Origin of the sequence: Nocardia sp. NPDC052566, assembly GCF_044547285.1 — a bacterium.
Taxonomy (GTDB): Bacteria; Actinomycetota; Actinomycetes; order Mycobacteriales; family Mycobacteriaceae; genus Nocardia.
Window position 1 is genome coordinate 1,798,094 of sequence record NZ_JBIUAF010000001.1, and the last position, 11,397, is coordinate 1,809,490.

7 protein-coding genes are annotated in these 11,397 nt (G+C 67.5%); all 7 read right to left on the bottom strand.

Annotated features, from left to right (window positions below; translation table 11 throughout):
- Positions 1-16 precede the first annotated feature (16 nt).
- Complete coding sequence (locus ACIG5A_RS07320; RefSeq protein ID WP_397238723.1) at positions 17-223, bottom strand: LuxR C-terminal-related transcriptional regulator; 207 nt, start codon at positions 221-223, stop codon at positions 17-19.
- A 198-nt stretch (positions 224-421) separates the two neighbouring features.
- On the bottom strand, positions 422-1,420 hold the full coding sequence (locus ACIG5A_RS07325; protein WP_397238725.1) for a hypothetical protein: 999 nt from the start codon (positions 1,418-1,420) through the stop codon (positions 422-424).
- A 145-nt stretch (positions 1,421-1,565) separates the two neighbouring features.
- On the bottom strand, positions 1,566-4,070 hold the full coding sequence (locus ACIG5A_RS07330; RefSeq protein WP_397238727.1) for an ATP-binding protein: 2,505 nt from the start codon (positions 4,068-4,070) through the stop codon (positions 1,566-1,568).
- A gap of 84 nt (positions 4,071-4,154) precedes the next feature.
- Positions 4,155-8,177 (bottom strand): type VII secretion protein EccCa, encoded by a 4,023-nt coding sequence (gene eccCa, locus ACIG5A_RS07335; RefSeq protein ID WP_397238729.1) that lies wholly within the window; start codon positions 8,175-8,177, stop codon positions 4,155-4,157.
- A gap of 12 nt (positions 8,178-8,189) precedes the next feature.
- Positions 8,190-9,395 carry a type VII secretion-associated serine protease mycosin gene (gene mycP / locus ACIG5A_RS07340; protein ID WP_397238731.1) on the bottom strand — a complete coding sequence of 402 codons (1,206 nt, stop codon included), beginning with the start codon at positions 9,393-9,395 and terminating at the stop codon, positions 8,190-8,192.
- A gap of 191 nt (positions 9,396-9,586) precedes the next feature.
- Positions 9,587-11,068 carry a type VII secretion integral membrane protein EccD gene (gene eccD, locus ACIG5A_RS07345; RefSeq protein ID WP_397238733.1) on the bottom strand — a complete coding sequence of 494 codons (1,482 nt, stop codon included), beginning with the start codon at positions 11,066-11,068 and terminating at the stop codon, positions 9,587-9,589.
- Between the two features lie 31 nt (positions 11,069-11,099).
- On the bottom strand, positions 11,100-11,336 hold the full coding sequence (locus ACIG5A_RS07350; protein ID WP_397238735.1) for a type VII secretion protein EccB: 237 nt from the start codon (positions 11,334-11,336) through the stop codon (positions 11,100-11,102).
- Positions 11,337-11,397 lie beyond the last annotated feature (61 nt).

Below are 11,397 nucleotides of genomic sequence, written 5' to 3' on the forward strand. Positions count from 1 at the left end.
GCTCGGCTGGCACGAACTAGGCGATGTGGGCGCGGGAGGCGATCGCCAGTTTCTTCAGGACGGCGGCAATCTGGGCGTCGACGGTCTTGCGTGAGCTGCCGCGCCACATGGCGATGTCGACATTGCGCAAGCCGCGCGACGCGAGTAACGCCACATCCTGCTCGGCCTCCGTGAGCTCCTGCCACAACGCGACGGGACCCGGGCGCGGGCGCCGACTCCGCAAGCCGGCGGATCGTGTTGCCAGCGCGGAAAGTGAGGCATCGACATCACGTTGCGGATGTAGCGGTGCTTCACTTCCCATCTCCCATCGGGCGTCAGGCCCACCGCCCCTCCCACACCAACCACCATGCCGGTTCAAGCCGATCTCACCACCGCCCCTCACCACAGCTGGGAACACCTCATGCGGCCGCCGAGCGACCCCTTAACGCGCCCCTTCGGAGAGAACCGGCACCTTCGTCGCCAGGAATCCGGCGAGATAATGTGCGTTGTAGTTGGCCCTGGCTTGGTAGAGGCCCTCTGATTCGAAGCCGATGGGCGGGGAACCGGTCTGGGGCATCAACGGTACTGTCGCCGCCAACCACCCTGCCGCAGTGGCCAACTGGACTCCCATCACCTCCATGCTCTGCCGCAGCGCGTCGATGTCCTCCTGAAAGCGCCCGAACGCGGCCGCGGCCGCCTTCTCTCCGGACCGCTCCCCCACACCGGTCCACCCATTGAATAGTTCATACTTGCTATTTTCGAGCTGAAAATACACTAGGCGAACTTCGTATTGCAGCCACAGCCAGTTCTCGGCAGCTTTGTAAACGGACCCTGCATCGATCGTGTGACCAAGCGTGTATAGCTCAAACCAGCTGAGGTGGCCCCCATCGACGTAGTCGATTGCCGCGCGCGAAAATTCGATATGGTGCCCACCCAGCGTACCCAACGCGGGCCTGCCCTCGCGCCCTGCCGTGAAATTCGCAGACGTTTGCGTGGGCGCGGGGCTTCGCTCGCCGTCAGACCCACCGGGCGCCAGCAGACCATCTCCGACCGATTTGGGGGCCGGCTCCAACCGCTGAAACCATTGCGCGGATTTCGCTTCACCGCTCTTATACCGTGCGTCCGCCAGAACGAACACTGTCCGTATATTCCGCACCGTATCCCGATGCTTGCCCAGAATAGTAGGGAATTTATCGCCCTGCGCTCTGAACTCGTTCCCGAGATTGTTGCTACCAACAGGAGCCGGAAGCGCGCCGAACGCACCGGGGTCGAATGCCAGCCAATTACTCCGATCAGCGATCGCCGTCAGGCGTCCCTCCGCCTCCCCGAGCGTCTTTGCGGCCTTTTTGGCCAGGTTGTTCGGAACCGAAATTGTCCCGCCCCACCCGTGGGCCTGCTCCTTCAGCCGCTCCCACACCTTATCATCGGACTCGCCTCCCATTTGAGCGCTCCTTCACATCGTCTTGTTCCCGGCCACGGCACAACGCTCGCATGGTCGCACCACCAAATACGTGGCCGCCCAGCCCTTCTCACCATGGGGAAAGTCAGGCCCGTTCACGAGATGGGGCGGCAGCCTCGGATTCGGTTCAGTCCGAAAGGGTTTCGCGGCGGCGAAGCTCGGCTGGCACGAACTCCGCGATGCGGGCGCGGGAGGCGATCGCCAGTTTCTTCAGTACAGCGGCGATTTGAGCGTCGACGGTCTTGCGTGAGCTGCCGCGCCACATGGCGATGTCGACATTGCGCAAACCACGTGACGCGAGCAGCGCCACGTCCTGCTCGGCCTGAGTGAGCTGCTGCCACAGCGCGCCAGTATTCGAGCGCGGGCGTCGAATTCCCGAGCCTGCGGATCGCGTTGCCAGCGCGAACAGCGAGGCATCGACATCACGTTGCGGATGTAGTCGAGTCCCTCGCGATGTGGCGTCGAGGTAGCGCTCGTCGCCCAGCGCCTGGCGCACGATGCTGTCCGCTCGCACCGACTCGTCCCGGAACGGACCCGATTCGGCGATGCGGACACCGCGTGCCGCACGCCATGCCGACACTCCGCCGGTCAGTTCTGCGGCGTCGAACGCCAAAGCCACGATGCGCTCTCGATCGGGGCGCTCTTGCGCGGCCAGATCCGCGATGAGACGCGCGAGCGACCAGATCCGCGCGTGCAGTGCCCACAACGTCGCGGCTTCGTCACGCACCTCGAGCAGCGCGGTCAGCGCCCGGCTTTCCAATTCCAGCGCTTGCTCCGGATCTCCGTCGTTCGTCATCGCGATCGCGCGAATCACCTGCGCCCAGCAGGTGGCCCGGGCCGAGCCCGCCCCATCTGCCACGGCCCGCTCGGCGCGATGGACGGCCGGATGGTTCGGCGACAGCAACGCCGCCGCCATCCCGGCCGCCTGGCCCCAGTAGGAAGCGCCGGCCAGATCGCCGGACTGTTCGCATTTACGTGCCGCCCGTTCCAGGACGGTGATCGCACGCGGATCACGGTGAGCGATCAGCTCGTGGCCCCACGCCACCTCTACCGCGGGAGGCAATCCGATATCGGTGTCCGCGCTGTCGCGCCACCGCGTCGGCGATTCCGTGCTCGCGACAGTCGCGAAGTGCATGGCAACACACTCGTCGAGCATCCCCGCCGTATCGCCGCGGTCGCCTTGGATCACGTCGATCAACACGAGCTGGGCCATCGTCGTGATGATCAGATCGGTGGGTGGCGCGGCCAGCGTGCGGGCATGCTGTAACGCCTGTTCGGTCAGTCGCCGCGTCTCTCGGCACGCACCCATCACCAGGGGCAGCCGCAAGCCGAGCACCCAATGACACATCCGCAGGCCGGCGATCACTTCGTCCGGCGTGGCGATGGCGAGTTCCACCGCGCTGCGGATGTTGTCCCACGCGGCCGCGGCCCAGTCGTAGAGGTCCGACTCCGCGGTCCCGTACCAGTTCCCCGCGACGAATTCGAGCTTGTCACGGTAGTAGAGCAGGAATCGGTGCGCCAAGCGCTGCGGTTCGTCGACGTCGACTGTCGAGCGCTCCCGCAAGCGATGCTCCGCGAACACCCGCGTGCATTCCAGCAGGGAGTAGCTGACGGTAGTGCGATCCACGTGCATGCTGACCAGCGAGTGGTCGACGAGGTTGTCCAACAACGCCGGGATCCGCTCCGGCGGGAGATCGACGGTGCCCGTCGCGTCGGCGCCGGAACAGACGGCTCGCACTGCCTCCAGGTCGACGCCGACTCGCGAACCGAGTCGCGCGCCGTGCCGCGGTTCGATCGGGGTGCCCGCGACGAAGACAGACAACCGTTCGAAGAGAAGGCGCTCCTGTGGCGAACACAGGTCATAGGACCAGGCAATGACGTCGGCGACCGCGGTATGGCGCGGATCACCGCCGAACGCTGGCCCATCGGCCCATTCCAGGCGGCGGTCGTCCCCGGATCCGACGTCGAGTTCCGCCAGGATCATCTCCGGTGACCTGCGGATCAGACGCGCGGCGGCCAGCCGGACGTAGAGCGGGTGATTGTCCAGACGGTGGCAGATAGCGCTGACGGTGCGATCATCGCCGGTCGCCACCGGATGCTCCGTCAACTCGGCTCGCTGCCGGAACAGCGCGACGGCATCCAAATGGGTGAGCGGCGGGACGGTGAATCGGCGCTCGTCGACCCAGCCGATCGCCTTGCGACTCGTCGCCACGATGGTCAAGTCGGGGACCGCATCGAGTAGTCGCTCGACGACATCGCCGACACCGCTCTCCACATGCTCGCAGTTGTCGAGCACGAGGAGCGGCGGCGTCGCGGTAAAAGTATCGACCATGGCATCCCACGGCGACCTGTTCGAAAAATCGATCCCCACCACGGCCTGGGAGATCTCGTGTTCGATCACATCCGAATCCGAGCTGGTCTTCAGCCGTGCGAGACGCACCCAATGCACCGGCCGACCGGCGGTGCCGCGATAGCGCTGCATCACCTCGGCGGCCAAACTCGTCTTGCCGATCCCGCCGGGCCCGATCAGGGTCAGCAGCCGCACCGGCCCTGTCAGAATTTCGACGATTTGGCCGAGCTCCTGCTCGCGGCCGACGAAGGTGCTGGGGGTGGGTGTATTCCAACGCCGCATTCGAACCTCGCTACCACCCCCGCGCCGCCCATCATCCCTCAAGATCGGCGAGTTTGCCAGCACGCCGCTGTCTCCGGCAGCAGATCATGCCTCCAGGAAGCTGATCTGGACCATCTCCCTGTCGCGGTTGCGCGAGGCGAGAGTACCGCGCCCCACCGGCAACTTGGCGGAGCGAACATCGCCGAAGATGATGCCCTCGTCCTTCGGCGCGCTCATCAGGAACCCGTCCACAGACAGGTCCTTGAGCGGACCGAGCACCGGGTCGTACAGCGCTCGGCTCGCCCCGCCCGACCGGCGCGCGATCACCACGTGCAGCCCGATATCGCGCGCCTGCGGCAGATACTCCAGCAGCGCGACCAACGGATTGTGGGCCGCCACCATGTCGTAGTCGTCGACGACGACGTAGATCTCGGGCCCGGTCCACCAGTTGCGGTCCCGCAGCTCCTGCGGCGTGATGTCCGGGCCGGGAATGCGTTCGGCGAGATACCCGGCGACTTCGCGCAGCATGCCGACGGAGGTTTGCGACGATGTCGAGTAGCCGGCCAGATGCGGGCCCTCGACCGCGCCGAGCAAGGTGCGCCGGTAGTCGATGAGAATGACGCGGGCCTGCTCGGGAGTGGAGTGCTCGACGACGCCGGTGACGATGTTGCGCAAGACGGTGGTCTTGCCTACCTCCACATCACCGAAGATCAGCAGATGCGGCTGGACATCGAAATCCAGGACCACCGGCTGCAATTCGGATTCGCCGAGGCCGATCGCGACGCGGGTGGGACCGAGCTCGATGCCCTCGGCCGTCGCGGCGCCGATCACCGCGGCCCGGTCGACCCGCTCGGGCAGCATCCGCACCTCAGGGGCTTTCACCTCGCCGTACAACGCCGCGATCCGCTCCTTGGCCGCGGCCACGCCCTGGGCGAGCGACAACGGATCGACCTCGGAATCCAGACGCGGCAGCGCCAGCAGCATATGTAGTCCTTCGGCGGTCAGCCCGCGACCGGGCCGCCCGATCGGCACGTTGACCGCGATGCGCCGGTTCATCTCCGAATCCGTCGGGTCGCCCAGCCGCAGCTCGAGGCGGCTACCGATCTGATCTTTGACCACCGGCCGGATCTCGGTCCACCGGGCCGCGGCGATCACCAGATGCACTCCATACGAGAGCCCCTGGGCGGCAATGGCATTGACCGCCAGCTCGAGTGACTCGAACTCCTCGCGGAACGCCATCCAGCCGTCGATCACCAGGAAGACATCGCCGAACAGGTCATCGGCCGAGTCATCGGGCGACACCGCCCGGCGCCGACGGAACTCGGCCATATTCTCGATGCCGAGCGCGTGGAAGCGTTCCTCGCGCTGCCGCAGCAGTGTGGTCATCTCCGCGACGGTGCGGCGGACCCGATCGGTCTCCAGCCGCCCCGCCGCCGAACCGACATGCGCGAGCCCGCGCAGTGCCACCAGCGAACCACCGCCGAAATCGAGGCAGTAGAACTGCATCTGCCGGGGCGTATGGGTCGCAGCGGCGGCCATGATGATGGCGCGCAGGGTGGTCGATTTGCCCGACTGCGGGCCGCCGACGACCGCGATATGACCTTGTCCCCCAGCCAGATCGATGGTGAGTACGTCGCGCCGCTGTTCGTAGGGTTTGTCGATGACGCCGATCGGCAACACGAGCCGCCCACTGCGATTGGCGGGCGAGCGCCAGTCCGGATCCGGCAGCAGCATGTCCACGGTGGGCGAAACGTCCAGCGGCGGCAGCCACACTTCGTGCGCTGGCCGGCCGTGGCCGGTCAATCGCCGCACCACCACCTGCAACAGCGTCTGTTCCTGCCCGTCCGGTTCGTCGTCGGCCGTTTCCGCGCCCAATTCGTCGAGATCGGGCAGTTCGACGCGGGTCGGCGCCGGCGCCGCGCGCAGCCGCACCGGAGCGCCGGTGAACCGCTCGACCGACCAATCACCGGCGCCCCTGCCGCGCAGGCGACCGGCGCGGCGCGGCGGTGCGTACGTGCCGGATACGTAGGTTGTGTTGAATCGCAAGGGATCATCGGCATCGCTCTTGAGATAGGCAGAGCCCGGCACACCGGGCAGGTGGTAGGCGTCGGCGATGCCGAGCACCTGGCGTGATTCGCCCGCGGAGAAGGTACGCAAACCGATGCGGTAGCTGAGATGGCTGTCCAGACCGCGCATCCTGTTCTCTTCCAGCCGCTGCGACGCCAGCAGCAGATGAACCCGCAACGAACGACCCAGGCGCCCGATCATCACGAACAAGTCCGCGAAATCCGGTTTCTGCGACAGCAATTCGGAAAACTCGTCGACGATCACGAACAAGGTCGGCAACGGGTCGAGCGGTGCGCCGTTCGCGCGCGCCTTCTCGTACTCGGTGACATTGGCGAAATTGCCCGCGGCGCGCAGTAGTTCCTGGCGGCGGTTCATCTCCCCGGCGAGCGCGTCACGCATGCGGTCGACCATCGACAGCTCTTCCTCGAGATTGGTGATAACCGCCGCCACATGGGGCAGCGGATCCAAGCCGAGGAACGTCGCGCCGCCTTTGAAGTCGACGAGCACGAGGTTCAGCAGATCGGGTGAATGCGTCGTCACGAGCGAAAGCACCAGCGTCCGAAGGAATTCCGACTTTCCGGACCCGGTGGCGCCAATGCACAGCCCGTGCGGGCCCATGCCGTTCTCGGCCGACTCTTTGATGTCGATCTCTACCGGTGTGCCGTCGGGTGTCACCCCGATCGGCACCCGCAGCCGCTCACGGGTAGTGCGCGGCGCCCACACCGTGGCCGGGTCGATGCGCGCGGCGTCCGGAATCCGCAGCAACGCCATCAGACCGGGATCGGTGCGGCTGTCGTCGCCGAGGTTGACCATCTGCGCGGCGGTGGCGACCCGGAAGCGAGCCAGCTTGCGCGCGAACGTCTCTGCCTCGCCGAGAGTCACGAGATCCCTGGTCGCGAACTTCTCCACGTTCGCCGCGGATTTCGCGGCGATCATGCCGTCGCCGGTGACGACCAACTGCAGGCCACGGCGGACGGCGAGGCCGGCGGGCGGGGCGGTGAGGTCAAGCACGGTGACCGAGTCCAGGCCGGACTCGCTGACCATCCGTTCGCTGCCGCTGACGTAGCCGTCGTCGATGACGACCACGAAGTGGACGCGGCCGGTCGTCGGCGGCGCGTTGCGCATGAACCGGCCCCGCTCCAACAGCTCCTCCGCCCAGACCGCCTCGAATTCGGCCAGCGAGTCATACATCATGCGGGCCGAGCCCATCCCGTCACGCTGTGTCGGATGTTGCAGGTGCGGAAGCCATTTCGCCCACGACCAGTCCGGGCTGTCGGGCTCGGCGCAGACAACGGCGACCGCGAGATGATCGGGTCCGTGAAATACACACAGCTCCATCAGCAGTGAGCGCACCAGCGCCCGGGTGTCGGCGCGCTCACCTTCGAGGTTGATAGCCGGAAATGCCCGCAGCGACACCGCAGTCGGCAATTCGTGCACGACCGAGTGGGTGCGGACGAACCGTCGCAGCGCCACGGTCGACACCGGTTCCAGATCCTCCAACGGGCCGGTCTCGGGGCGCGCGAGTTTCGTGGCGAGACGATGGCTGCCGACGCCGATGCGCCCGTGCCCGAAGTCCGGGTCGGCGGGCCTGCGCTCCCACATCCGCCTGGTGCCGATCAACGACTCGAGGTCCGCCGGCGCGGGATGGCTCCACAACAGCGCGTTCCGTTGCGCCACACCGGTTTTGTGCACATCCTTGCGTAGCTGGTCCAGATAGCGGAAGTAGTCCTTGCGGTCCTCGTTGAGCTCGGCCGCGTTCTTCGGGCCACCCCGCCCCATACCGCCGAAGAACATGCCGCCCATGGACATCAGCATCATCATCGGGAACATCATGGTGAGCGGATTGGACAGCAGATTGCGGGCGCCGGTGGCGAACATCAGCGCCAGCATGCCGACGACGGCGACGATCATCACCACCGGCAACAGCTTCATCAACAATCCGGCCTGCACCGGCCGCGGCAGTTCGGGCGGCGCGGTCAGATCCACCTCACCGCCCGGTGCCCGCGGTGGCGCGATCCGCGCCAGGCGCACGAACCCCTCGGTGCCGTCGCTGTTGTTCATCGAGTCGCCCGCCTACTCGTCGGTCCACTCGCGACGACGCTCGGGACGCCGATACGCGATGGATATCGCGTGTCCGAGTCCGAGTGCGGCCAGGCAGGCGATGGATCCGATGACCGCGATTCGTTCGGGCCACGGGTCTTTCCAGAGTGGGGCGGCCTCGGCGGTGATCGGTTTGCCGTCTTTCGCGCCGGCTTGGACCGGATGTTCGGGCAACTGCGCGGTCAGTGCCGCGACCGGATCGACCATCCCCGCACCGATCCGGTCGTCGCGGCCGGGACCGGGCGCGTGCGCGGTCCGGATGATCCGATCCATCACCTGCCCGGCGGTCAAACCAGGGAACCGCGCGCGCACCAAGGCCGCTACGCCCGCCACGAAAGCGCTGGCGAAACTCGTACCGTTCACCGGGATGGGCGCGTTGTTCTCGCCTGGCGTGGCATTGACCAAACCCGTTGCGCCGGGCCGACTGTCGAGCGAGGTGACGTCGCGGCCCGGCGCGGCCACCGAAACCCACGGGCCGTACAACGAGAAAGACGAGGGCGCACCATCCGGGTCGACCGACGCCACCGACAGCACGTAGGGACTGAAGTAGGCGGGGCTGGCCACAGTCCGCACCGCATTCCAGCCGACGCCCTCGTTCTGGGTCGCGCAGGGGCCGCTGTCCAACAGATTGCCCGCGGCCGCCACCACCACGACGCCACGGTCGTAGGCGTACTTCACCGCGGCGCCCAGCCCACCATCGGTGATCTCGACTCCCGCAGGGACACAGGCGACTTCGGAAATGTTGATCACCGTCGCCCCGAGTTCGACGGCGCGCAGCACCGCCAACGCCAAGGTCTGCACGTGTCCGTAGCCGCCGACCGCCAGCCCGCCCGGATCCTTCCTGCGGTTGTAATCCTTCGCCTCGAAGGCCAGGCTCACCTGCCGGATGCTGATGATCGCGGCTTCTGGTGCGACACCGGAGAATTCGTCCTTCGGGTCGGGTCGCGCGGCGATCACGCCCGCGACCAGGGTGCCGTGCGCATCGCAGTCGTCGGTGCCGTCGCTGCCGGAAACGTAGTCACCACCCGCAACCAGATCGGGCAGCCGCGGATGACGACTCACACCGGTGTCGATCACCGCGACCCGCTGTCCGCCGCCCCTGCTGAACTCCCACGCCGTGGTCAGGTCCAGCTGACGGTGCGCCACCGTCGCGGCACGGGGCGGCGCGGGCGTCAGCATCGGAACCTGACAGAAGGACTTCTGCTCGGTTTCTTCCGGCGGGCGCGGTGGAAGATCCAGTGGCGGAAGAAGTTCCGGATGGATGACCGGGACGGGGATCGCTCGCGCTGGCCCGGTGACAGGCCCGAGGGCCACCGCCAACGCTGCGACGCAGACCGTCAACCGCCGAAACAAGACCAGGCGTGCGGCGCTCATATGTTCCGCGCCACCGAATAGAGGTCCATGATCCACACCACCAGGGGGACAACCGCAATGATCATGCCGTACTCGAAAAGCTCACCGGCTCTGCGCGTGATCGGGGAGATATCGGTGGATGGGCCCGCCACCCCGAGGAACACCGCGACAGTGGCCAGCACGAGCAATCCGCAGGCCGCCGGAATCAGCCGATCACCGGCGCCGAGCCCGAGCGCGAAAAGCACCGTCAACAGCACCGACGCACCGCCGCCCATCAAGGTGCCCGCCTGGGTGAGATCGGCGTACGCCCGACCCCGCAAACACAGGATCAGCCCGACGATGCCGGCCAGCGCAACACCCTGCCACCGCGGCGAACCCAGCGGATCCGCCGCCACGAACGCACCCGCCGCGGCGGCGATCGTCACGCCGATGATCATGCCGGACTGATACCGATTGGCCGCCTTCGCGCGGTCGGCGAGCCCCGCCGCCGAGGGCAGCATGGTGGCGCCGATGGCACCGATGCCCTCGATCGTCGGGCGCGGTTCATGATCGGCGGGGTCGATCGCACCGCCCGCGGTCGGCACCGGTGGCACCGGAAGCTTGGCGGCCATGCGCGCCAGTTGCGCCGTGGGTGTGATGGCAGTGAGTGCGACCGCCACCGTCGCCGCCGCGACCTGCGCCGGCGCGAGCTGCCACACCGTCGACACCGCGGCGACCACACCGGCGAATGTGCCCGTGGTAATGGCGGCGGCCGTCAGGGTGGCACCGATGCCGGTGAACCGGTGCACCGCGGCCGCCGTGCTCACGATCACCGCGCACGCCAGCAACGCGTGCGGCCAACCGATGCCGCCGGGAACCAGCAGCGCCACTCCGGATCCCAGCAACACCAGCCCGCATAACGCGAGCACGACGACAACCGCTGGCATCGAATACCGCCGCGCGATGATCACCGCGGCACCGAGTGTTCCGGCACCGGCGGATGCCGCGATCGCGCCGCTACCCAACTGCGCCTCCGATACGACCAAAAGCACCACCGCCAACGGCACCGCCACCAACGCGACGATCAGGCCAGCGGCCCGCGCCGAATCGTCGGACCAACTCCGGAAAGCGCTGCGGGTCAACCGGGCTGCGGCGTCGATGAGGTCGTCGAACAACGCGGGCGCCTCCTTCTCAGTCAACGGCCGCAGGGTGAGCAGGTCACCGTCGAGAACCTCGGCGTCGGCGAGGGTTTCGTCCGGCCGGATCGCCGGGCGGCCCAGCCGGGCCAGCGTCCAGCGCTGCGCCGCGGGCGGCTCGGCATCCTCCCGGTCCGGCGCCGGCGGCGTCCGGGATTCGAGCAGCGCCACCACGTCGCCGATGAAGACAGCGACCGGCACCGCCGCCGGCAGTCCCAGATCGACCTGGGTTCGCCCGCCGATCACCGACACTCGGCGCAATTCGGGTTCACCGACCGTGCCCTGCTCGTCCGGGGGATCGTTGGATTCCGTTGGTTCCGTCACTTCCTGGTCCTCCTCTCGGCGGGCGGCCGACCTACGGCAGAACGTCGTGCGCGACGAGAGCATCGGCACGGATGAGGGATGGGCCCGGCACCAGCTGGCCGACGACTTGCCAAGGAGCGAGCCTGGGCTTGCGGCCGAGGCCGAGCGTCTCGGCGGTCGCGAGATCGGGAATGCCGTAGCGGACGCCGGTATCGGCGATATAGAACAGCGAGTCGCGGGGGGGGCGGGCCCCCGGGGGGGCGGGCCGGTTGTGGGAGTAACCCGCCATAAGGGGGGGGTTGTCGGGGTGGAGACGTTGGGGGGGGAGTACACCCCCCCCCCACCCCCCC

Coding starts and splice junctions, on each gene's coding strand:
- ACIG5A_RS07350 (WP_397238735.1), bottom strand. CDS start 11,336: ATGGCGGGTTACTCCCACAACCGGCCCGCCCCCCCGGGGGCCCGCCCC.
- ACIG5A_RS07330 (WP_397238727.1), bottom strand. CDS start 4,070: ATGCGGCGTTGGAATACACCCACCCCCAGCACCTTCGTCGGCCGCGAG.
- eccCa (WP_397238729.1), bottom strand. CDS start 8,177: ATGAACAACAGCGACGGCACCGAGGGGTTCGTGCGCCTGGCGCGGATC.
- mycP (WP_397238731.1), bottom strand. CDS start 9,395: ATGCTGACGCCCGCGCCGCCCCGTGCCGCGACGGTGGCGCACCGTCAG.
- ACIG5A_RS07325 (WP_397238725.1), bottom strand. CDS start 1,420: ATGGGAGGCGAGTCCGATGATAAGGTGTGGGAGCGGCTGAAGGAGCAG.